Consider the following 22917-nt stretch of genomic DNA (forward strand, 5'->3'; position numbering starts at 1 on the left):
GATTAGCAAAAAAAAGTCCCCTCCGCGTCGTTAAACCCGACGAGGAAGGGACTGTATTCATTCAGACTGCTTGTTGGCACGGATTATCGCCGAACGCAGCCTTATTTGTATACTAATTACTCTAGTAATTCGCGTTGCAGGTAGGCGGTAAGTGAGTGCAGCCAACACACCTGCGACTCGAAGTACGCCGAGTAATTTACTCGTCTTCTAAATAAGTATAGCCATACAACCCAGCCTCGAACTCTTCGAGGAACTGCTGCTGCAAACCAGCATCCAGATCGGTCTGTTTAACCTGATCACGGAAATGCTTCAGCAAGGTTTTTGGATCAAGCTGAACATATTCCAGCATGTCCGCAACGGTATCGCCTTCGTCAGAAAGCTCGACCTCTACGCTGCCGTCAGGGAAGACAAACACATCAACCGCTTCTGTATCACCAAACAGGTTGTGCATGTTGCCCAGAATTTCCTGGTATGCGCCAACCATGAAGAAGCCCAACAGTGGTGGGTTTTCTGCATCGTATTCTGGCATCGGCATGGTTGTCGCAATGCCGTCACCGTCGATGTAGTGATCGATAGCACCGTCGGAGTCACAAGTGATATCCAGCAGTACCGCGCGACGCTCAGGAACCTGGTTCAGCCCTTCAAGCGGCAGCACCGGGAACAGCTGATCGATGCCCCACGCATCCGGCATCGACTGGAACAGCGAGAAGTTGACGTAAATCTTATCCGCCATACGCTCTTGCAGCTCGTCGATGATCGGACGGTGCGCACGGTTGCTTGGGTCGAGCAGGCGCTGAATTTCATGGCACATGCTCAGATAAAGCTGCTCCGCCCAGGCACGTTCTTGCAAAGAGAAACTCCCTGCGGAATAGCCGGTATGGATATCATGCAAATCATTCTGGCTATCGTGTAGCCATTCACGCAGCGAGCGACGGTTGTTCGGCTCGTGCATTTCGCCCCAGGTTTCCCACATGCTTTGCAGCGCACGGGACGCGTCTGCAGCCGGAGCCGTTGGCGTGGTGTATTCGTTACGCTCAACACCGATGATGTTAGACACCAGAACGGTGTGGTGCGCGGTTACCGCACGACCAGACTCAGTGATAACCGTTGGGTGTGGCAGGCCGTTTTCTTCACACGCGTCGCCAATCGCCCAAATGATGTTGTTCGCATATTCGTTCAGGCCGTAGTTGACCGAACAATCGGACTGAGAACGCGTCCCTTCATAGTCAACACCCAGACCGCCGCCCACATCGAAGCATTCGATGTTAACGCCCATCTTGTGCAGTTCAACGTAGAAGCGAGAGGATTCACGAACGCCAGTAGCGATATCGCGAATGTTCGCCATTTGCGAACCAAGGTGGAAGTGCAGCAATTGCAGGCTGTCGATACGACCGGCTTCACGCAACATCTCAACCAATTGCAGAACCTGCGTCGCCGCCAGACCGAATTTGGATTTCTCGCCGCCTGAAGACTGCCATTTGCCGGAGCCTTGTGACGCCAAACGCGCACGCACACCGAGGCGTGGAACCACATTCAGGCGCTCAGCTTCTTCCAGCACAATGCGGATTTCTGACATCTTCTCGATGACCAGATAAACCTTGTGGCCCATCTTCTCGCCGATCAACGCCAGGCGGATGTATTCACGGTCTTTATAGCCGTTACACACAATAACTGAACGCGTCATACCGGCATGAGCCAGAACCGCCATCAGTTCCGCTTTAGAACCTGCTTCCAGGCCCAGAGGCTCACCGGAATGAATCAGTGATTCAATGACGCGACGGTGCTGGTTCACTTTGATTGGGTAAACGAGGAAATAGTCGCCTTTGTAGCCGTAGGATTCACGAGCACGTTTGAACGCTGCATTTATAGAACGCAGACGGTGCTGCAAAATCTGCGGGAAGCAGAACAGTGCAGGTAAACGCTGCCCCTGTGCTTCACGGGCTTTTACGAGTTCAGCAAGATCAACACGCGCTTCCGGGACATCCGGGTCCGGGCAAACGGTAATGTGACCGAGTTCGTTGACGTCGTAATAGTTATTACCCCACCAGGCAATATTGTAAGTACGCAGCATCTTGCTGGCTTCCTGGGAACTCATGGCAATCTCCTGCATGGAGCGGTGTACATCCTGCTCGCCCACTGACGAACCCGAAACAGAAGAGATTTTGTCAGACATGGCGAACCTCAAATTTAAACGAATGTGCAAAACTGTTGACTACTATCGCAGGGGTATCCCGCAATAACAACCCATTAACAGCGCGTAAAAGCAGCATAAGACGCTGACAGACTAACTGTGCGACCGGTTTCTTTTTCATATCATAGTAAAACACGTAACCGAACTCCGTTGCGCGGAGCGGCGAAACCACGAGAATACTCTTATCGATGACAAGAGAGCCCAAGTTCTGAATTTCGAGGGTTTAAAAACCGGCCCGAGAATCCATCGATGCGCCAAGATGGGTATAACATCGGCAGGAATGCAGTTGTAGCAAAGAGTTGCTGGATGCGAGGAGCATATGCACGACCTGGACGGTCGCCAGAGTTTGCGAATTAAAGCGGTTTTTCAATCGTATCACCTCCACGCATACGGTTTGGGTATGCGACAAGCCAAAGCTCAGAAATTTGCTCAACCCGGCTGGAAGTGGGCAACACAAAAACTGTGTGCTTGTTGAATGAGCCGCGCGCGCCGCTTTATACCGATTACAGCCGAAAATTGCAAAGTAAAAATCCCTGGATTGCGGCCCTGTCGGTAAAATTTGCCACCCGAGATTATTTGCGCAGACTTGCAGGCGTAAAAATCACTGGTAATCTGATTAATGGATAACCTAGAATAGACGTCCAGATGTTAATCCATCTATACCGATTAACTGTTAGACTGCCTGAAATGAAACCTGTGGTGAAAACTCTCGTTACCAGTACATCGCACTGGTTCGAGCGCCGATAAACAGCAGTCTGCACTAACCTAATTCTCTTAGGGTGAATAAAACATGGCCAAACACCTCTTTACGTCCGAGTCTGTATCAGAAGGGCATCCCGATAAAATCGCTGACCAAATCTCCGATGCGGTGCTTGATGCGATCCTGGAACAGGATCCAAAAGCGCGCGTAGCTTGCGAAACTTACGTGAAAACCGGCATGGTTCTGGTTGGCGGTGAAATCACCACCAGCGCCTGGGTTGATATCGAAGAGATCACTCGTCAAACGATTCGTGAAATCGGCTACGTGCATTCTGATATGGGCTTTGATGCCAACTCTTGCGCAGTGCTGAGCGCTATCGGTAAGCAGTCCCCGGATATCAACCAGGGCGTTGACCGTACTGACCCGCTGGAGCAAGGTGCAGGCGACCAGGGCCTGATGTTTGGTTATGCGACCAACGAAACCGAAGTGCTGATGCCAGCGCCAATCACTTACGCACACCGTCTGGTTCAACGCCAGGCTGAAGTTCGTAAGAATGGCTCACTGCCATGGTTGCGTCCGGATGCAAAAAGCCAGATCACTTTCCAGTATGACGACGGTAAAATCGTTGGCATCGATGCGGTCGTTTTGTCTACTCAGCATTCAGAAGATGTTGCACTGAAAACGCTGCAAGAAGCGGTGATGGAAGAGATCATCAAGCCAGTTCTGCCAGCAGAATGGTTGAATGCTTCCACTAAATACCATATCAACCCAACAGGCCGTTTTGTTATCGGTGGTCCAATGGGTGACTGCGGTCTGACCGGTCGTAAAATTATCGTTGATACCTACGGCGGCATGGCTCGTCACGGTGGCGGCGCATTCTCTGGTAAAGATCCATCTAAAGTGGACCGATCTGCGGCGTATGCGGCACGTTATGTGGCGAAAAACATCGTTGCTGCGGGCCTTGCTGACCGTTGTGAAATCCAGGTCTCTTACGCAATCGGCGTTGCTGAGCCAACTTCCATCATGGTTGAAACCTTCGGTACTGAGAAAATCTCTACCGAGCAATTGACCCTGCTGGTACGTGAGTTCTTCGACCTGCGTCCGTACGGCCTGATTCAGATGCTGGATCTGCTGCACCCAATTTACAAAGAAACCGCAGCATACGGTCACTTTGGTCGTGAGCATTTCCCTTGGGAAAAAACCGACAAAGCAGAATTGCTGCGTGATGCTGCTGGCCTGAAATAACCTCTAGCCAGTTCACCATCAAACTTTAAAGGCCAGCGCTTCGCTGGCCTTTTTCTTTTTTACCCCCCTACAACACTTAAAATCCTCTTCCCGCAAAATCTCTCGTAACAAACAACACCAGTGGAAACGGTTACATTGGCGTTAACAAGGCATTAATTAAGACAGTTCTGCATGACAACATTTTGTTGCTGCGCTAGTTACAAAACATTTCAGATTAGTCTTGCATGGAAAATTTTGGTTTTATTTTCTACACTCAATTCACTGTTTTAATTATATAAATTACATATACAGTTCTTGACACTAGTGTAACCGATTACACTAACGTGAGTTGAATCACACAATTTTACGTCGCGTTAACCTAACCTTAATAGCGAGATATCCCCCAAATTATTCAACTGGAGAGCACTATGCCTGAAATAAAAAAACAAGGGCGCTCGAACAAAAGCATGACCTTTTTTGTCTGTTTTCTTGCAGCCCTGGCCGGTTTGTTATTTGGCCTCGATATTGGCGTGATTGCCGGTGCGTTACCGTTTATCGCTAAAGATTTCCAGATAACTGCGCACCAGCAAGAATGGGTTGTAAGTTCGATGATGTTTGGTGCAGCTGTCGGTGCCGTGGGCAGTGGCTGGCTCTCCTTCCGCATCGGGCGTAAATACAGCCTGATGATTGGCGCAGTGCTTTTCGTTGCAGGTTCACTGTGTTCGGCTTTTGCACCGAACACTGAAATTCTGATTCTCTCCCGTGTATTGCTCGGCCTGGCAGTCGGTGTTGCGTCTTATACCGCACCACTTTACCTGTCTGAGATTGCACCAGAAAAAATCCGTGGCAGCATGATCTCCATGTACCAGTTGATGATTACCATCGGTATTCTTGGCGCTTACCTTTCCGATACAGCTTTCAGCTATAACGGTTCATGGCGCTGGATGCTGGGTGTTATCACCATTCCTGCTTTGATCTTGCTGGTTGGCGTATTCTTCCTGCCAGACAGCCCACGTTGGTTCGCCGCAAAACGTCGCTTCCATGATGCTGAGCGTGTCCTGATGCGCTTACGTGACACCAGTGCTGAAGCAAAACGCGAACTGGAAGAAATCCGTGAAAGCCTGAAGGTGAAACAAAGCGGCTGGTCATTGTTTAAAGAAAACAGCCACTTCCGTCGTGCCGTGTTCCTGGGTGTTCTGCTTCAGGTGATGCAACAGTTCACTGGTATGAACGTCATCATGTATTACGCACCGAAAATCTTCGAAATTGCTGGCTTCACCAATACCACTCAGCAGATGTGGGGCACCGTCATCGTTGGTCTTATCAACGTACTGGCAACCTTCATTGCTATTGGTCTGGTAGACCGTTGGGGCCGTAAACCTACACTGGTACTAGGCTTCATGGTTATGGCCGTGGGCATGGGCATTCTCGGGACTATGCTGCACGTTGGTATTCATTCCCAGGGCGCGCAATACTTTGCTATCGCCATGCTGCTAATGTTTATCGTTGGTTTTGCAATGAGTGCCGGCCCGCTGATTTGGGTACTGTGTTCTGAAATCCAGCCGCTTAAAGGGCGCGATTTTGGTATCACTTGCTCAACCGCCACCAACTGGATTGCGAACATGATCGTGGGTGCAACGTTCCTGACCATGCTTAACACGCTGGGCAATGCGAATACTTTCTGGGTATACGGCGCGTTGAACCTGTTCTTTATTGTTCTCACCGTGTGGCTGGTTCCTGAAACTAAACACGTTTCCCTGGAGCACATCGAACGTAACCTGATGAAAGGCCGCCGTTTACGTGAGATTGGCGCTCACAACTAAGCAATAGCCGCCCTTCTCCTTAACGGGAGAAGGGCTTGCACCATGCACCACCTCGCACTATTCTTTGCCGCTATGAAATCCCCAAGACTCCCCATCGCACTCCAGCAAGCCGTTATGCGTTGCCTACGGGAAAAGCTTCAACAGGCTAATCTGCACTTAGGCCGTAACTACCCGGAACCGAAGCTGGTATATCAGCAGCGAGGCACAGTTGCGGGCACAGCATGGATGGATAGCTACGAAATCCGTCTCAACCCGGTGTTGTTAATGGAAAACCAGCAGACCTTTATTGATGAGGTGGTACCTCACGAACTGGCTCATTTGTTGGTGTGGAAACACTTTGGCCGCGTAGCGCCACATGGCAAAGAGTGGAAATGGATGATGGAAACAGTGCTTGGCGTTCCTGCCCGCCGGACACATAAGTTTGAAGTGCAATCCGTTCGCAAAAACACCTTCCCCTATCGCTGCCGTTGCCAACAGCATCAGTTGACGGTGCGCCGTCATAACAAAGTCCTGCGCGGCGAGTCAGAATACCGCTGTGTGCAATGTGGCGACCTGTTAAAACCTGACGTTACAACCCACTGTAATTAAAAATATTATCCATAAAGTTTCCTGATTTTGCTGATTGAATCCCAATAAATCGTGCGGTAGTGTGCGGACTCGATTTAGTAAGGATTCTGGAAATGTCTCGCAAAATTTCTTTGGCTGTTGCACTTGTTGCAGCCCTCTGCTCTTTCTCTACGTTCAGCTCCGGTATCAATAATTTCTCTCAGGCAAAAGCGGCTGGTGCCAAAGTGAATGCCGACGCGCCTGGCGACTTCTATTGTGGATGTAAAATTAACTGGGAAGGGAAAAAGGGTGTTCCCGATCTGGAGTCATGCGGCTACAAAGTGCGTAAAAATGAAAACCGTGCCTCACGTATCGAATGGGAACATGTTGTTCCAGCCTGGCAGTTCGGCCATCAGCGCCAATGTTGGCAAGATGGTGGCCGTAAAAACTGCGCTAAAGACCCGGAATATCGCAAGATGGAGAGCGATATGCATAACCTGCAACCAGCTGTTGGTGAAGTGAATGCTGACCGTAACAACTTTATGTATAGCCAGTGGAATGGCGGCGAAGGCCAGTATGGGCAATGCGCAATGAAAGTGGACTTCAAAGAAAAGATTGCCGAGCCACCAGCGCGTGCCCGTGGCGCCATCGCCCGCACATACTTCTATATGCGTGACCAATATCAGCTAAACCTTTCTCGCCAGCAAACCCAGCTGTTTGAGGCGTGGAATAAGCAATATCCAGTCACCACCTGGGAGTGCGAACGCGACGAACGCATCGCTAAAGTTCAGGGCAATCATAACCCTTATGTGCTGCGGGCTTGCCAGGCACAAAACAGCTAACCTACACTAGCGGGAATTGTTATCACTGTTCCCGCTTTTGGATATTAAAAACCATGCGTATACCCCGCATTCATCACCCTGAACTCCTTTCCGTCGGCCAGGACATCGCACTTTGCGAAGATGCAGCAAATCATGTTGGCCGCGTATTGCGCATGAGTGCAGGCCACGCGTTGCAATTGTTTGACGGCAGCAATCAGATTTTTGAGGCTGAAATTATTCAGGCCGATAAAAAAAGCGTGCGGGTCAAAGTCCTGAGCGCGAACGTTGATGACCGTGAGTCCCCACTTCATCTACATCTCGGCCAGGTCATGTCGCGCGGTGAGAAGATGGAATTCACGATTCAGAAAGCCGTCGAACTGGGTGTGAATGTGATTACGCCTTTGTTTTCTGAACGCTGTGGCGTAAAACTGGATGCCGAGCGCCTGAACAAGAAACTGGGACAGTGGCAGAAAATTGCTATTGCCGCCTGCGAGCAATGCGGTCGCAATATCGTGCCAGAAGTTCGCCCGGCGATGGATCTTGAACTGTGGTGTGCTGAAGATGATGCAAGCCTCAAGCTCAACCTACATCCTCGTGCCAGCGCCAGTATTAATACATTGCCGCAACCTGTTGAACGTGTGCGCCTGCTAATTGGCCCGGAAGGCGGTTTAACGGTTGATGAAATTGCCATGACCGCACGTCATCAGTTTACTGATATTCTGTTGGGACCTCGCGTTCTACGCACTGAGACTACCGCGCTCACAGCCATTACTGCGCTGCAAGTGCGTTTTGGCGACCTGGGCTAAAACCGGAGAAAAACAATGATCAAGCTCGGCATCGTGATGGACCCCATCGCAAACATTAACATCAAGAAAGACTCAAGCTTTGCCATGCTGCTGGAAGCACAGCGCCGTGGTTATGAACTGCATTACATGGAAATGGCCGATCTGTATTTGATCAACGGCGAAGCACACGCACGCACTCGCCTGGTCACTGTCGAGCAGAACTACGATAAATGGTACGAATTTGGTAGTGAGCAAGACATCAAGCTTGCGGATCTCAACGTCGTATTGATGCGTAAAGATCCTCCGTTTGATACCGAATTTATCTACGCGACGTATATTCTTGAGCGCGCCGAAGAACAAGGCACGTTGATCGTTAACAAACCGCAAAGCCTGCGCGACTGTAACGAAAAGTTGTTCACCGCCTGGTTTGCTGATTTGACACCAGAAACACTGGTGACTCGCAACAAAGCGCAGCTTAAAGCGTTCTGGCAAAAGCACGGCGATATCATCCTCAAGCCGTTAGATGGCATGGGTGGCGCTTCAATTTTCCGCGTTAAAGAAGGTGATCCAAACATTGGCGTCATCGCTGAAACGCTGACTGAACTCGGCAACCGTTACTGCATGGCGCAGAATTACCTGCCTGCCATTGTCGATGGCGACAAGCGGGTTCTGGTGGTTGATGGCGAACCTGTTCCTTACTGCCTGGCGCGTATTCCCCAGGGCGGTGAAACCCGTGGCAACCTGGCAGCAGGTGGACGTGGCGAACCGCGCCCATTGACCGAAAGCGACTGGGAAATTGCCCGCCGTGTTGGCCCAACGCTTAAAGCGAAAGGGCTGATTTTTGTTGGCCTGGATATCATCGGTGACCGTCTGACCGAGATTAACGTCACCAGCCCAACGTGCATTCGTGAAATCGAAGCCGAATTCCCGGTTTCTATTACTGGCATGTTGTTTGACGCTATCGAAAAACGCCTGGCGAAATAGTCCGGCGCCCTTTTTCAGGGGTATGGCCCAAGGATGGGCCGAGTGTCCAGAGCAGTTCAATAATGATAAACTGACTATTCCCTGCGCATAAAATGTCGCTTATTCAACCGGAACCAAAACCTCTGACAATGAATTTACAGCATCACTTTCTAATTGCCATGCCGGCGCTCCAGGATCCTCTGTTTAAGCGAGCCGTCGTTTATATCTGCGAATACAACGACGAAGGCGCAATGGGGATAATTATTAATAAACCCCTTGAAAACCTTCAGGTTGATGGTGTTCTACAAAAATTAAAAATCGAACCAGAACCCCGTGACCCAGCCATTCGCCTTGATAAACCTGTTTTTATTGGCGGCCCGCTGGCGGAAGACCGCGGTTTTATTTTGCACTCCCCTCCAGATTGTTTCGCCTCCAGTATCCGTATTTCGGACGACACCGTGATCACCACATCTCGCGATGTGCTGGAAACCATTGGCACGGCAAAACAACCTACGGATGTGATTGTCGCGCTCGGTTACTCCTCGTGGGAAAAAGGCCAACTGGAACAAGAGATTCTCGACAACGCGTGGCTAACCGCTCCGGCAGATGCATCGATTCTTTTCCATACCCCGATTTCTGAACGCTGGCGAGAAGCCGCAAAATTAATCGGCATTGATATCCATAACATGCCAAGTGAAGCGGGACACGCCTGATGAGCAGTGGGACTTTATTATCCTTTGATTTCGGTACCAAAAGTATTGGTGTCGCCATTGGCCAACGCATTACCAGAACAGCACGCCCTTTAACCGCCCTGAAAGCACAGGATGGCACACCCGACTGGAACGTTATCGAGAAAATCCTCAAAGAGTGGCAACCCGATGAAGTCGTCGTAGGCTTGCCACTGAATATGGATGGTACCGAGCAGCCACTCACCGCGCGCGCACGTAAGTTTGCCAACCGCCTGCATGGCCGCTTTGGCGTAAAAGTCTCTTTGCAGGATGAACGCCTGAGCACCGTGGAAGCTCGTGCAGGATTATTCGAGCACGGCGGTTTCCGCGCCCTCAATAAGGGCAGCATTGATTCCGCCTCAGCCGTTGTGATTCTTGAAAGTTGGTTTGACTATAATCCTTAGTCTTTTTTGTTGTCAGGCATGTCTGAAGACTCATCAATCAGCTCATGCCTTGCTGCGACTGCCAGAAAATGACTGCGATCCCGGTAACCCGATGATGGCTGTTTTACACGGTTATCAATTCGCATAAGTAGCGTATCCGGCAGAGTAATGTTTATCCGCTGTTGTTTTCCTTCCAGGGCCGACAAATCCACATCAACCAGCAGCCATTGACTACAATACGCATATTCTGGATTTGCCGCATAGACGAATGGCCCGGCATCTTTAAGCTGCGTAATGTCGACGCCACGCTTTACCATTTCATCCGCGATTAACAAAATTGCCTCTCGTACCATTTCTGCGATTTCATCCTGATAATCTGCCGCTGATACACAGCCAAAATCATCATTGCACAACGCCGGTACAACCAGACCGAACGCTTCGTTCTCGTTTGCAGGCATCTCCACGCCAACAGAAAAAAACATAGGTAATCTCCGTGAGTTGGGAATCATATTCCCGCGCGTTTACGAATGGATCTGACAGTACCGATGGGAAGATCTTTCTTTGGATGCGGAACCGGAAAAGTATTCCCGGTATTTGGCGACCACCAGATCCAGTGACTGCCTCCCGAATTTCTGGCGGGTTCGCATCCTGCGGCCTTCAGTTCCTTAATCAGGTCAGAATAATTCATGGTTTTCTCCTGATGGAAAAACAATACACACCAATACACACAGAAGCAATTATTTTAACCATCATTTTTTTCCCCATCGGCAATACGACCTTCCGCACGTAACACCGCTTCACCTTGAGCAAAACTTTTCATGCCATATTGCTGCCCGGTTTGTATTTGCCCCGGTAATTGGTGGGTTTTCCCTTCACGGATAAGGCTCGCTACGGCGGGTGTATTGACCAGTAACTCGAACAGAGCCACTCTTTCGCCACAGCTATCGGGCAATAATTTCTGTGCCAACACCGCTTTTAAACTGCCCGCCAGTTGGCTACGCACCATGTTTTTTTCTTCTGCGGGAAACACATCCACCAGCCGCTCTACTGCTTGTGCCGCCCCACGAGTGTGGAGCGTTGCGAGAACTAAATGACCGGTTTCTGCGGCGGTGAGTGCAAGGCGGATAGTTTCGCTGTCGCGCAACTCGCCCAACAAAATGACATCAGGATCTTCACGCAGTGCCGCACGTAAACCTGCGGCAAACGATCGGCAATGCTGCCCCGGTTCTCGTTGCTGAATCAAACAGCGCTTCGGGTGATGAACAAACTCGATAGGATCTTCCAGGGTGAGAATATGCCCGTCGAGATGATGGTTGAGATGATCCACCATCGCCGCAAGCGTAGTGGATTTACCGCTGCCCGTAGCCCCGGTGACCAGAATTAAGCCATCAGCAGATTTCAGTAATTCCGGAATAATGGCAGGAACGTTTAGCGATTCAAGTTTTGGGCTGTGAGAGGTGAGTATCCGCAAAGCAAGCGAGTCGCCTTGCATCTGGCGAAAAGCGTTGGCACGCAGCCGGGTGCCACTTGCCAGGGTAACGGCAAAATCCAGTTGCCCGTGTTGCTCTAATTCTTCTCGTTGCCCGTTTGTCAGCCAGATGCTCAGCAACGTTGCGGGGGTTGGCGCACTTTCGGGCAGAGGTTCAAGCCGCCCTTGCCTGCGCCAGCGAGCAGGAAGCTGCGTACACAGGTGTAGATCAGAGACATTATGCTTTACACTAAGGGCCACAATTTCTTCGATATCCATATCACTTTCCAACCTATGAACGAGATAGCGCACAATCTGGCACAGGTTCAGAATAAAATCTTAGCGGCAACTGAACGCTGCGGCCGTGCTCCAGAAGAAGTGACTTTGCTTGCAGTGAGCAAAACAAAGCCTGCGGGTGCCATCGCAGAAGCCGTTGCTGCCGGGCAACGCGCGTTTGGTGAAAACTACGTGCAGGAAGGCGTGGATAAAATTCGTTACTTTGCCGAAAACGGCGAAGAAACCCTTGAGTGGCACTTTATCGGCCCGTTGCAGTCGAACAAAAGCCGTCTGGTTGCAGAGCATTTTGACTGGTGCCACACCGTTGATCGGTTGCGCATTGCCAGCCGTCTGAGCGAACAACGCCCGGACGAAATGGCTCCGCTTAACGTGCTGATTCAAATCAATATCAGTGATGAACAAAGCAAATCTGGCATTGCGATAAGTGAGCTTGAAACACTCGCGGCTGATATTGCCGCTCTGCCGGGTCTGGTGTTACGAGGTTTGATGGCAATTCCTGCCCCTGAACCTGATTACGAGCGTCAGTTAGCGGTTTGCCAGAAAATGGCAGCAGCTTTCGAATCGCTCAAAAACCGTTACCCAACGGTTGATACGTTGTCCCTGGGCATGACCGATGACATGGACGCCGCGATTGCCGCAGGCAGCACCATGGTGCGCATTGGAACCGCTATTTTCGGCGCGCGGGATTATTCCGCACGTTAATCACTAAATTTTGAGGAACGCCATGCTGACGTTGACTTTCCTGGTCAAAACACTGATTGAACTGTATGTGATGGTGCTGCTGATTCGCATCTGGATGCAGTGGTCGCGTTGTGACTTTTACAACCCTTTTGCGCAGTTTATCGTCAAGATTACCCAGCCGATTGTCGGGCCGCTGCGCCGGATCATTCCGTCGATTGGGCCAATTGATACCGCCTCTTTACTGGTGGCGTTTATTCTCACCACATTGAAGTACCCGGTTTTGCTGCTCATTCAGGTTGGCGCTTTATCGCTTGACCCGATGAACCTGCTGGTGGGCTTGTTATCACTGCTCAAATCCGCCGGTACGCTGGTGTTCTGGGTGATCATTATCCGCTCGCTGATGAGCTGGATAAGCCAGGGCCGCAGCCCAATTGAATACGTGTTGATGCAGCTCACTGAGCCAATGATGGCGCCCATTCGCCGCGTGCTTCCGGCTATGGGTGGCATCGATTTTTCAGCGATGATCGTCATTTTGATTCTCTACGCGCTGAATTACCTCGGCATGGACTTGTTCCCGGGGCTTTGGTATTTGCTGTGAGTGCAGTGAGCCTTAACTCCGACGGGCTGGTTTTACGGCTGTATATTCAGCCTAAAGCCAGCCGGGATAGCATTATCGGGCTACATGGCGACGAGCTTAAAGTCGCCATCACCGCCCCACCGATAGACGGCAAAGCTAACGCTCATCTGGTAAAATACCTGGCTAAGCAGTTCAAAGTTGCCAAAAGCCAAGTGCTGCTTGAGAAAGGCGAACTGGGCCGCCATAAACAAATTAAGATTATCGACCCGCAACACATCCCGACGGAAGTCGCGGCTTTGCTCGAATAATTAGCCAATTTCACAGGATTTTCTCACTATGCAAAAAGTTGTCCTCGCAACCGGTAACGCCGGTAAAGTGCGTGAACTCGCCGATTTACTGGGCGATTTTGGTCTGGATGTTGTGGCGCAAACTGAGCTGGGCGTGGAGTCAGCCGAAGAAACCGGGCTGACGTTTATCGAGAATGCCATTCTGAAAGCGCGCCATGCCGCACAGGTTACCGGCCTGCCTGCCATCGCCGATGACTCCGGTCTGGCTGTTGATGTGCTGGGTGGTGCTCCGGGGATTTACTCCGCACGCTACGCAGGCACGGATGCATCCGACCAGCAGAACCTGGAAAAGTTACTGGCTACACTGAAAGATGTGCCGGACGATCAGCGCAAAGCACGATTCCATTGCGTGCTGGTCTATATGCGCCATGCAGAAGATCCAACGCCACTAGTGTGTCACGGTAGCTGGGAAGGCCAGATTACCCGCGAAGCAGCAGGCCAGGGTGGCTTCGGCTACGACCCTATTTTCTTTGTCCCGAGTGAAGGCAAAACTGCCGGTGAGCTTACTCGTGATGAAAAACGTGCGATCTCCCACCGTGGGCGAGCACTGAAACTGTTACTGGAAGCAATGAAAAATGGCTAATTTGCCACCTCTGAGTCTCTATATTCATATCCCGTGGTGCGTGCAGAAGTGCCCCTACTGTGACTTCAACTCTCATGCACTCAAAGGCGACGTACCGCACGATGAGTATGTCGCCCACCTGTTGCGCGATCTGGAAAATGACGCGCCAATGGCACAAGGACGTGAAATAAAGACCATCTTTATTGGTGGCGGTACGCCGAGTCTACTTTCAGGCGAGGCGATGCAAAACCTGCTCGACGGTGTGCGTGCACGCCTACCGGTGGCAGCGGATGCGGAAATTACCATGGAAGCGAACCCCGGGACGGTAGAAGCAGACCGTTTCGTGAGTTACCAGCGCGCTGGCGTGAACCGCATTTCTATCGGCGTGCAGAGTTTCAGCGAACCGAAACTCAAGCGCCTGGGGCGTATTCACGATTCTGGCGAAGCAAAGCGTGCAGCACATCTGGCAAACGGTCTTGGCTTGCGCAGCTTTAACCTGGATCTCATGCACGGCCTGCCGGATCAGACTCTGGAAGAAGCGCTCGATGATTTGCGCCAGGCGATTGAACTGAACCCACCGCATCTTTCGTGGTATCAGCTGACGATTGAGCCGAATACTTTGTTTAGCTCACGCCCGCCAAAACTGCCGGACGACGACGCACTGTGGGATATTTTCGAGCAGGGCGACAAACTGCTGACGGCTGCCGGTTACCAGCAATACGAAACCTCGGCCTATGCGAAACCAGGCTACCAGTGCCAGCACAACCTGAACTACTGGCGCTTTGGTGATTATCTGGGGATTGGCTGCGGTGCCCACGGCAAAGTGACATTTGAAGACGGACGCATTATGCGTACCGCCAAAACTCGCCATCCACGCGGTTACATGGAAGGCAAATACCTCGATAAGCAGCACGATGTTGAACAAGCCGACAAACCATTCGAGTTCTTTATGAACCGTTTCCGTCTGCTGGAAGCCGCACCTCGCAACGAATTTAGCCTGTATACCGGGCTTGATGAGTCGGTGATTCGTGCGCAGTTAGACGAGGCAATGGCTAAAGATTATTTGATTGAGACAGAAGAGTTTTGGCAGATTACCGAACACGGTAAGCTGTTTTTGAATTCGCTATTAGAAATTTTTCTGGCCGAATGATTATCTGTCGGATGACGTACAGCGTCATCCGACATTATTTCAGCTTAAATATTCTTTACCCGACTGGTCAGAATCAACGCCAACACCGACAACCCCGCAATTAGCCAGTACACTGAATGGTGCCCGAAGCTCTCCGCCAGCGCACCCTGTAACACGCCCGCCAGAATCACGCCCGTCGAAATACTGTTTGTAAATAAAGTGGTCGCCGAACCCGGCCTGCCCGGCATCAAATCCTGGAACCACAACATCCCGATACCGGCGACAATCCCGATAAACACCGCGTTAAAAAGCTGAAGTAACAGCAGCGCCGTGCGACTATGGAACAGAATCAATCCAACGTAGAACAACACGCCAGCCGCCACAGCAATCACCATCATACGGCGTTTACCAAAACGCTTAACGTAATAGCCTGCAAGGATCATTGCCGGGATCTCAAGCCCCGCAGCGGTGCCCATCAGAAGCCCCGCCAGCGATTCAGGCAGCCCTAAATCAGTGCTGACCCATAACGGCATATCAATGATGTACATGGTGTTGCAGGTCCACATCAGCATGGAGGCGATAAACAGCATGCGAACGTTTTTGTCTTTCCAGCCGCTGACCTGCGTGAGGGCAACATCTGCGGGTTGTTCAATCCTGCTCACTGAGGGGAGTGCAAAGAAAATGAGCGCCAGCGAGATAACGAAAATCCCGGCCGCGATCAGGAACATGGTGGTGAAACCGTAGTTTAGCGCCAGCATAAATGACAGCGGCGGCCCGATAACCCAGGCAAGCGAGAGCTGCGCACGCATTATCGAGCTGAACATCACCACCTCTCGCGCCGAGCTATCGGCATACTCGCGGGCAAGAGCGAAGATTTGTGGCATCGCTGTGTTGGCAATAGACGCGAACATAACGCCAACGGTAATTAACGTCAGGTAATGGCGGTTAAAAGCAAACAACACGCAGTTTGCTACGGCCATTACGCAACAAACCATAATCAGTTTGCGACGGTCGCCCCGGTTATCTGAACGCTTCGCCAGCGCCAGGCTGACGAGTATCCCGGCTATCGCATTGACGGTATAAAACAGCCCGACCCAGAACGGGCGCACCTGCACTTCACGCGTTAAAAACAGGCTAAGGGTGGGAGCCTGAAGTGCCCCCGCAATCCCCATCATAAAAGCCACAACCATAAATGCGGCATACACCGGATTGAGGCGGCGTCCTCGTGTCAAAAACCACAGCATGCAGAAATTCCTTTTGTTCGAGCGCTCACTGGGTGTGCAAAACGTAAACTATACCCTAATGACGGGTATAAAAAAGCCAGCAGGAACAATCTGCTGGCCAGGTGAAATTCACCAATTCTCAGTCACACATGTATCAACGAGTCAGTACTTCACGGTCACGGAAGTTGTCACCTCCCACTGCATTAAGTCCTCAAGCATCCTTAGACGTTGCGATGCTGTCAGGCGAGCCAGCCATCCAGCGGAAACACTTTGGGTTGCGGTAAAATACTGTTGATAGAACTTAACAACTGGCGACCGTTTCATATGTACCTCCTCGCTTTCAACGTTGATGATTATTGGCGTAATATGAGGAAAGTTAAATTGATGAGTTTCTGACGGGAGTTCCTCTTTTATGTCCAGCAGTCGTCTGCAACAACAGTTCATACGTTTATGGCAAAACTTTGAAGGTAAACCGCAGGAAACCACGCTCAATGAGCTGGCAGATCTGCTGAATTGCTCCCGCCGCCATATGCGTACGTTACTAAGCGCGATGCAGGAAAAGGGCTGGCTCAGCTGGAAAGCAGAGGTCGGGCGCGGCAAGCGTTCACAGCTGGAATTCCTGTATACCGGCCTTGCGCTGCAACAACAGCGGGCAGAAGATCTTCTCGAGCAGGATCGTATTGATCAACTGGTGCAGATCGTCGGTGACAAAGCCGCAGTACGCCAGATGTTGATCTCCCATCTGGGCCGCAGCTTCCGCCAGGGGCGGCATATCCTGCGCGTGCTCTATTACCGCCCGCTATTAAATCTGTTACCCGGCTCGGCTTTACGCCGCTCGGAAACCCATATTGCCAGGCAAATTTTCAGTGGGTTAATCCGTATAAATGAGGAAAATGGGGAACTGGAAGCAGATATTGCCCATCACTGGCAGCAAATATCCCCATTACACTGGCGTTTTTATCTGCGCCCCGGCATTCATTTTCACCATGGCCGCGAACTGGACATGCTGGATGTCATGACATCTTTGCAACGAATTAATGCGTTGCCACTCTACGCACACATTACGCAAATCAGCTCGCCAACCACATGGACGCTGGATATCACGCTCTCGCAGCCCGACCAATGGCTACCTTGGTTATTGGGCAGTGTTAACGCAATGATCCTGCCGCGTGAATGGCAGACATTAAGCAATTTTGCCCGTCAGCCTGTTGGGTCAGGCCCCTATTCGGTGGTACGCAACAATAACAACCAATTGAAAATTCAGGCTTACGATGATTACTTCGGCTATCGCGCATTGATTGATGAGGTAAATTTCTGGGTATTGCCAGAGATCGGTGAAGATGTCAGTTGCGCAGTGCAACTATCGGGCATGCCTGATAGTGAAAAAGCCGTCGAAAGCCGTCTGGAAGAAGGCTGCTATTACATTTTGTTTGATAGGCGATCCAAATCTGGCAGTAATGACGACGTTCGCCGCTGGCTAAGCCATGTGTTGGCCCCCATTCATCTGCTTTATAGCGCGGGTGCTCAAAACCAGCAGTACTGGTTTCCTGCGTATGGTTTACTGCCGCGCTGGCACCACGCGCGCCCACAACCGGTGCTTGAAAAACCTGATAGTCTGGAATCTGTAACGCTGACGTTTTACCGCGACCACGTTGAACACCGCATGATCAGTAAAGTGATGGAGGAGTTGCTGGCCCGCGTGGGGGTAAAACTGGTGGTGCAGGAAGTCAGTTATGAAGAGTGGCACCAGGGTGAGGCAGAAAGTGATATCTGGCTGAACAGTGCCAACTTCACGCTGCCGCTGGAGTTTTCACTCTATTCGCATCTTTATGAAGTGCCGCTGATTCAGAAATGCATTGCGAATGACTGGGAAACGGATACCCGAAAATGGCATAACGGTGAGCTTTCGCTCCCGGAATGGTGCCAGGAGCGAGTTGAAAACAATGATATTTTACCGTTAATCCACCACTGGCTGCGCATTGAAGGGCAACGCAGTATGCGCGGTGTGCGAATGAACACATTGGGTTGGTTTGATTTTAAATCGGCATGGTTTGCACCACCGGAACCGCAATCTGTGAGTACGGGTAAAGAGCTTTCGTAAGTTTCACAAAATCATTACAATGCACGCGTTCTCAACGGGGTGCTAAGACGAAAGTCTGGCTGAGATAATACCCGTCGAACCTGATCCGGATAACGCCGGCGAAGGGATTTGAGGCTCAATTCTCAAAGTCCTTTGCCACCCCTAATTCCAAGAGGTGCAAAGTGTTCAAAAAATTCCTGCCGTTACTGGCGCTCATCGCAGCCCCTGTTTTCGCCAAACCCCTGCTGACTGTTTACACCTACGACTCCTTCGCTGCCGACTGGGGCCCAGGCCCTGCGGTAAAAAAAGCCTTTGAAGCGGACTGCAATTGCGAGCTGAAATTCGTCGCACTCGAAGATGGTGTTTCCTTGCTTAACCGCCTACGCATGGAGGGTAAAAACAGCAAAGCTGACGTGGTTTTAGGGCTGGATAACAACCTGCTGGAAGCGGCGGCACAAACGAAATTGTTTGCTCCGAGCAATGTTGAAACCAGCTCGCTAAAAATTCCTGGCGGGTGGAACAACAATACCTTTGTGCCATTCGATTACGGTTATTTCGCTTTTGTGTATGACAAAAACAAACTCAAAAACCCGCCGAAAAGCCTGAAAGAATTGGTTGAAAGCGACCAGAAATGGAAAGTGATTTACCAGGATCCACGCACCAGCACGCCAGGTCTCGGCCTGCTGTTATGGATGCAAAAAGTATATGGCGACAAAACGCCTGAAGCCTGGACGAAACTGGCGAAGAAAACCGTCACCGTCACCAAAGGCTGGTCCGAAGCCTACGGCCTGTTCCTGAAAGGTGAAGGCGATCTAGTGATGAGCTACACCACTTCTCCGGCATATCACATTATTGAAGAGAAAAAAGATAACTACGCGGCAGCCAATTTCAGCGAAGGGCACTATTTGCAGGTCGAAGTAGCGGGCCGCCTGGCCTCCAGCAAACAGCCTGAGCTGGCGCAAAAGTTCATGAAATTCATCACAACGCCTGAATTCCAGAACACCATTCCAACCGGCAACTGGATGTATCCGGTAACAGATGTGAAATTGCCGGAAGGCTTTAACGGCCTGGTCAAACCACAGACCACGCTGGAGTTTAGCCCGCAAGACGTTTCATCCCATCGCGCCAGCTGGATCAGTGAATGGCAACGCTCCGTCAGCCGCTGATCCCCGGCTGGCTGATTCCAGGGCTATGCGCCGCCACGCTGGTGGTCGCCGTCGCCCTGGCAGCTTTTCTGGCGTTGTGGTTTAACGCGCCACAAACCGATATCCGCGCATTGGTGCAGGATAGTTATTTGTGGCACGTGCTGCGCTTCTCTTTCTGGCAGGCTTTTCTCTCGGCTGCCCTTTCGGTGCTCCCGGCTATTTTTCTGGCCCGGGCGCTTTACCGACGCCGTTTCCCAGGGCGATTAGCACTGTTACGTCTGTGCGCCATGACGCTGGTGTTGCCGGTGTTAGTTGCCGTGTTTGGGATTCTGACGGTGTATGGCCGCGAAGGCTGGCTGGCCTCATTGTGCGCCAGACTTGGCATCGAATGGGGGTTCTCACCGTATGGCCTGAAAGGCATTTTGCTGGCACACGTATTTTTCAACTTGCCGATGGCAACCCGCCTGCTGCTTCAGGCGCTGGAAAATATCCCCAGCGAACAGCGCCAGGTCGCCGCACAGCTTGGTATGCAGGGCTGGAATTTCTTCCGCTTTGTCGAATGGCCGTGGCTACGGCGCCAGATCCTTCCTGCCGCCGCACTGATTTTTATGCTCTGCTTCGCAAGTTTTGCCACCGTGCTTTCGCTCGGCGGCGGGCCGCAGGCAACCACCATTGAACTGGCTATCTTCCAGGCCCTCAGTTACGACTACGATCCCGCACGTGCGGCACTGCTCGCAATAGTACAAATGGTTTGCTGCCTTGGCCTCGTTTTGATGAGCCAGCGGCTGAGCAAAGCGATTCCGGTGGGAATCAGCCAAATGCAAGGCTGGCGCGACCCGCAAGATAACCTACGCCGAAAACTGTGCGACGGGTTGTTAATTTCACTCGCAATGTTGCTGCTATTGCCCCCGCTGCTGGCGGTCATCATTGATGGCATCAACAGCGGATTTAACAGCGTGCTTTCACAGCCAATTCTCTGGCAGGCATTATTCACCTCGTTAAGAATTGCAGTCGGCGCGGGGCTGATAAGCGTCGTCATTACGGTAATGCTGCTGTGGAGTTCGCGGGAATTGCGCCTGCGCAACCGCGCATTTGCCGGGCAAGCGCTGGAGTTGAGCGGCATGTTAATTCTCGCCATGCCGGGCATCGTGCTGGCGACCGGCTTTTTCCTGTTGCTTAATAACACGGTAGGTTTGCCGCAATCCGCCGATGGCATTGTGATTTTCACCAATGCATTAATGGCGGTTCCTTACGCCCTGAAAGTGCTGGAAAACCCAATGCTGGATGTGGCGGAACGCTACAACAAGCTGTGCCAGTCGCTGAATATCAGCGGCTTAAACCGCCTGCGTTATATCGAATTACGCGCGCTTAAACGGCCTCTGGCACAAGCGCTGGCATTTGCCTGTGTGCTGTCGATTGGTGATTTTGGCGTAGTGGCGCTGTTCGGCAATGAAGATTTCCGCACGCTGCCGTTTTATCTTTATCAACAAATTGGTTCATATCGTAGCCAGGATGGTGCGGTTACTGCGCTTATCCTGCTGATACTGTGCTTTGCTTTATTCACATTGATTGAAAAACTTCCGGGACGCGATTCCCAAAATGATTCAGGTTGCAGGAAGGCGGCAAGTGAATGAAGCCTGGGAACATAGAAAACTATGTGACCTGGATGAAAGAACGCAGCCAACACACCTGCAACTTGAAGGATGAAGGGAATGCTAACGCTAACTGATGTAACCTGGCTCTATCACCATTTACCGATGCGCTTTTCGATGCAAATTAACGCCGGAGAACGCGTTGCGGTGCTGGGACCAAGCGGGGCGGGGAAAAGTACGCTGCTGAGTTTGATTGCCGGTTTTCTCACCCCTGCCAGCGGGCAGATTATGCTGCATGGCAACGACCATACGGCGACGGCACCCGCACAGCGCCCGGTATCGATGCTGTTCCAGGAGAACAATCTTTTCAACCACCTTACGGTGCGCCAGAACATTGGCCTGGGGCTAAACCCCGGCCTTAAGCTCAGCGCGGCACAACAGGAACGCCTGGCGACGATTGCCAGCCAGATGGCGATAAGTGATTTACTCGACAGGCTGCCAGCGCAGCTTTCCGGCGGCCAGCGCCAGCGTGTCGCTCTTGCCCGTTGCCTGGTGCGCGAACAACCGATTTTACTGCTTGATGAACCATTTTCAGCACTCGACCCGGCGCTACGCCAGGAGATGCTGCAACTGCTCGATAACCTGTGTCGCCAGCAACAGCTGACGCTATTGATGGTGTCACACAGTATTGAAGATGCAGCACGAATTGCCGAAAGAAGTCTGGTGGTGGTCGATGGCCGTATCGCCTGGGATGGCGATACGGCAACCTTATTGAGCGGAGAAGCCAGTGCATCAGCACTGTTGGGTATTAGTGGTGCCCGGTGAGCACTTTCCAAAGAATGCTGCGGTAAATCGGCATCATCGGGTGCATCTGGATTGCAACAAAGCTCCCCACGGCCAGCACCGTCATTGTTGGTGCTAACCAATGCAAACGAGCGCGCGGCAAGTACTGAGTTAAACGGTCAGTACTTGCTTTACCACTGCGCCACCAGCGCCAACACAACCATCCCGCTAGCCACAGCCCCAGTGCTACTAGCAGCAAGAGCCATTTAAAGCTGCTGCTTTGCATATCCGCAGGAATATCAATCGCGGCACCCGCCAGAATCCCCGGCAAGAAGTAGATGGGTGGCCAGAAAATGCAGCCAATAATATTCGGGACGATAAATTTAGAAACCGGAAGATCTAACATGCCCGCGACCATCGGCACCAGTGGGCGCGTTGGGCCAACAAAGCGGCCAACCAGGATGGTAAACATGCTGTGCTGATGCAGCGCATGCTCGGTTTTATCCAGCAGCGCTTTGTTCTTTTTCATAAACGACCAGCGATGCAGCGGCCCTTTAAAGCGGCCTCCCAGCCAGAACGAAATCCAGTCGCCCAGCAGGCAACCGATAATCCCCGCAGCCCAGGCGTGATAGAACCCAACCTGCCCGCCACCAATCAGCGCACCAAGCCCCGCCATCATTACTGTGCCAGGAAGGATAAGCCCCACCAGCGCCAGAGATTCCAGAAAAGCCACCAGCATCACCGCAAAAAGCGAATACGCCACTGACTGAGTAATAAAGTGTTCCAGCAAAGCTTCCATAAAGCGTCCGTCGAGAAACGAGTGGGCGATTCTCCTGAGTGTGGAATGAAGCGTCAAGCCATCATTTGTA

Annotated in this window: 25 protein-coding genes and 1 riboswitch; of the genes, 17 read left to right on the forward strand and 8 right to left on the reverse strand. The window is 51.6% G+C overall.

Translation table 11 applies throughout. The annotated features are described in order from the left end of the window. Positions 1–196 precede the first annotated feature (196 nt). Together speA and yqgB are read right to left on the reverse strand one after the other, a co-directional pair. On the reverse strand, positions 197–2173 hold the full coding sequence (gene speA / locus EDF88_RS10605; RefSeq protein WP_074392007.1) for a biosynthetic arginine decarboxylase: 1977 nt from the start codon (positions 2171–2173) through the stop codon (positions 197–199). Further along, positions 2166–2312 (reverse strand): acid stress response protein YqgB, encoded by a 147-nt coding sequence (yqgB, locus tag EDF88_RS10610; protein WP_157092057.1) that lies wholly within the window; start codon positions 2310–2312, stop codon positions 2166–2168. The genes speA and yqgB overlap by 8 nt, the downstream gene beginning before the upstream one ends. Positions 2313–2981: 669 nt before the next feature. Here yqgB and metK point away from each other — a divergent pair. The 8 genes from metK (at position 2982) to ruvX (ending at position 10185) form a co-directional block, all read left to right on the forward strand. Continuing rightward, on the forward strand, positions 2982–4136 hold the full coding sequence (gene metK, locus EDF88_RS10620) for a methionine adenosyltransferase (protein ID WP_064513686.1): 1155 nt from the start codon (positions 2982–2984) through the stop codon (positions 4134–4136). A gap of 407 nt (positions 4137–4543) precedes the next feature. Beyond that, positions 4544–5938, forward strand: a complete 1395-nt coding sequence (locus EDF88_RS10625) for a sugar porter family MFS transporter (protein ID WP_134184611.1) — start codon at positions 4544–4546, stop codon at positions 5936–5938. Positions 5939–6010: 72 nt separating this feature from the next. Next, the gene (locus EDF88_RS10630) at positions 6011–6526 is read left to right on the forward strand and encodes a SprT family zinc-dependent metalloprotease (protein ID WP_134184872.1); all 516 of its coding nucleotides are present in this window, start codon (positions 6011–6013) and stop codon (positions 6524–6526) included. Positions 6527–6618: 92 nt separating this feature from the next. Continuing rightward, positions 6619–7326, forward strand: a complete 708-nt coding sequence (gene endA / locus EDF88_RS10635; protein WP_064513692.1) for a deoxyribonuclease I — start codon at positions 6619–6621, stop codon at positions 7324–7326. Positions 7327–7379: 53 nt separating this feature from the next. Next, on the forward strand, positions 7380–8111 hold the full coding sequence (gene rsmE / locus EDF88_RS10640; protein WP_064513694.1) for a 16S rRNA (uracil(1498)-N(3))-methyltransferase: 732 nt from the start codon (positions 7380–7382) through the stop codon (positions 8109–8111). Between the two features lie 15 nt (positions 8112–8126). Further along, the gene (gene gshB, locus EDF88_RS10645) at positions 8127–9074 is read left to right on the forward strand and encodes a glutathione synthase (RefSeq protein ID WP_064513696.1); all 948 of its coding nucleotides are present in this window, start codon (positions 8127–8129) and stop codon (positions 9072–9074) included. A gap of 128 nt (positions 9075–9202) precedes the next feature. After that, entirely contained in the window at positions 9203–9766 is a 564-nt protein-coding gene (locus EDF88_RS10650; RefSeq protein WP_134184875.1) for a YqgE/AlgH family protein, read from the forward strand. Continuing rightward, entirely contained in the window at positions 9766–10185 is a 420-nt protein-coding gene (gene ruvX / locus EDF88_RS10655; protein WP_134184612.1) for a Holliday junction resolvase RuvX, read from the forward strand. The genes EDF88_RS10650 and ruvX overlap by 1 nt, the downstream gene beginning before the upstream one ends. On the opposite strand, the gene EDF88_RS10660 is transcribed toward ruvX, so the two are convergent. The 3 genes from EDF88_RS10660 to EDF88_RS10670 are packed head-to-tail and all read right to left on the reverse strand — an operon-like array spanning position 10182 to position 11911. Next, positions 10182–10646, reverse strand: a complete 465-nt coding sequence (locus EDF88_RS10660) for a type II toxin-antitoxin system HicB family antitoxin (RefSeq protein WP_134184614.1) — start codon at positions 10644–10646, stop codon at positions 10182–10184. The genes ruvX and EDF88_RS10660 overlap by 4 nt on opposite strands. Positions 10647–10669: 23 nt before the next feature. Then, a complete protein-coding gene (locus EDF88_RS10665; RefSeq protein ID WP_134184616.1) occupies positions 10670–10852 on the reverse strand; it encodes a type II toxin-antitoxin system HicA family toxin in 183 nt (60 codons plus the stop codon). Positions 10853–10906: 54 nt separating this feature from the next. Continuing rightward, complete coding sequence (locus EDF88_RS10670; RefSeq protein ID WP_134184618.1) at positions 10907–11911, reverse strand: type IV pilus twitching motility protein PilT; 1005 nt, start codon at positions 11909–11911, stop codon at positions 10907–10909. A gap of 15 nt (positions 11912–11926) precedes the next feature. Here EDF88_RS10670 and EDF88_RS10675 point away from each other — a divergent pair, with 15 nt between their 5' ends. The 5 genes from EDF88_RS10675 to hemW are packed head-to-tail and all read left to right on the forward strand — an operon-like array spanning position 11927 to position 15246. Further along, entirely contained in the window at positions 11927–12631 is a 705-nt protein-coding gene (locus tag EDF88_RS10675; RefSeq protein WP_064513706.1) for a YggS family pyridoxal phosphate-dependent enzyme, read from the forward strand. A gap of 22 nt (positions 12632–12653) precedes the next feature. Further along, positions 12654–13208, forward strand: a complete 555-nt coding sequence (locus EDF88_RS10680; protein ID WP_064513707.1) for a YggT family protein — start codon at positions 12654–12656, stop codon at positions 13206–13208. Further along, positions 13205–13495, forward strand: a complete 291-nt coding sequence (yggU, locus tag EDF88_RS10685) for a DUF167 family protein YggU (RefSeq protein ID WP_064513708.1) — start codon at positions 13205–13207, stop codon at positions 13493–13495. Before EDF88_RS10680 ends, yggU begins: the two co-directional genes overlap by 4 nt. A gap of 28 nt (positions 13496–13523) precedes the next feature. Then, on the forward strand, positions 13524–14117 hold the full coding sequence (locus EDF88_RS10690) for an XTP/dITP diphosphatase (protein ID WP_134184620.1): 594 nt from the start codon (positions 13524–13526) through the stop codon (positions 14115–14117). Then, positions 14110–15246 carry a radical SAM family heme chaperone HemW gene (hemW, locus tag EDF88_RS10695; RefSeq protein ID WP_064513713.1) on the forward strand — a complete coding sequence of 379 codons (1137 nt, stop codon included), beginning with the start codon at positions 14110–14112 and terminating at the stop codon, positions 15244–15246. The genes EDF88_RS10690 and hemW overlap by 8 nt, the downstream gene beginning before the upstream one ends. 44 nt (positions 15247–15290) lie before the next feature. Here the strand turns inward: hemW and EDF88_RS10700 are convergent, their stop codons facing one another. Together EDF88_RS10700 and sgrT are read right to left on the reverse strand one after the other, a co-directional pair. Next, entirely contained in the window at positions 15291–16469 is a 1179-nt protein-coding gene (locus EDF88_RS10700; RefSeq protein WP_064513714.1) for a sugar efflux transporter, read from the reverse strand. Positions 16470–16610: 141 nt separating this feature from the next. After that, the gene (sgrT, locus tag EDF88_RS10705; RefSeq protein WP_072011208.1) at positions 16611–16772 is read right to left on the reverse strand and encodes a glucose uptake inhibitor SgrT; all 162 of its coding nucleotides are present in this window, start codon (positions 16770–16772) and stop codon (positions 16611–16613) included. Positions 16773–16860: 88 nt separating this feature from the next. Here sgrT and sgrR point away from each other — a divergent pair, with 88 nt between their 5' ends. The 4 genes from sgrR to thiQ all read left to right on the forward strand — a co-directional run bounded on the left by sgrR (position 16861) and on the right by thiQ (position 22090). Next, positions 16861–18549 carry an HTH-type transcriptional regulator SgrR gene (gene sgrR / locus EDF88_RS10710; protein WP_134184622.1) on the forward strand — a complete coding sequence of 563 codons (1689 nt, stop codon included), beginning with the start codon at positions 16861–16863 and terminating at the stop codon, positions 18547–18549. Between the two features lie 25 nt (positions 18550–18574). Next, a riboswitch (TPP riboswitch) is annotated at positions 18575–18674 on the forward strand. Between the two features lie 36 nt (positions 18675–18710). Continuing rightward, a complete protein-coding gene (gene thiB / locus EDF88_RS10715; RefSeq protein ID WP_134184624.1) occupies positions 18711–19694 on the forward strand; it encodes a thiamine ABC transporter substrate binding subunit in 984 nt (327 codons plus the stop codon). Further along, positions 19670–21307 carry a thiamine/thiamine pyrophosphate ABC transporter permease ThiP gene (thiP, locus tag EDF88_RS10720; protein ID WP_134184626.1) on the forward strand — a complete coding sequence of 546 codons (1638 nt, stop codon included), beginning with the start codon at positions 19670–19672 and terminating at the stop codon, positions 21305–21307. The genes thiB and thiP overlap by 25 nt, the downstream gene beginning before the upstream one ends. Positions 21308–21385: 78 nt before the next feature. Beyond that, entirely contained in the window at positions 21386–22090 is a 705-nt protein-coding gene (thiQ, locus tag EDF88_RS10725; RefSeq protein WP_064514201.1) for a thiamine ABC transporter ATP-binding protein ThiQ, read from the forward strand. On the opposite strand, the gene EDF88_RS10730 is transcribed toward thiQ, so the two are convergent. Next, positions 22074–22847 (reverse strand): DedA family protein, encoded by a 774-nt coding sequence (locus EDF88_RS10730; RefSeq protein ID WP_134184628.1) that lies wholly within the window; start codon positions 22845–22847, stop codon positions 22074–22076. The genes thiQ and EDF88_RS10730 overlap by 17 nt on opposite strands. Positions 22848–22917 lie beyond the last annotated feature (70 nt).

Origin of the sequence: Buttiauxella sp. BIGb0552 (assembly GCF_004366275.1) — a bacterium.
Classification (GTDB): domain Bacteria; phylum Pseudomonadota; class Gammaproteobacteria; order Enterobacterales; family Enterobacteriaceae; genus Buttiauxella; species Buttiauxella gaviniae.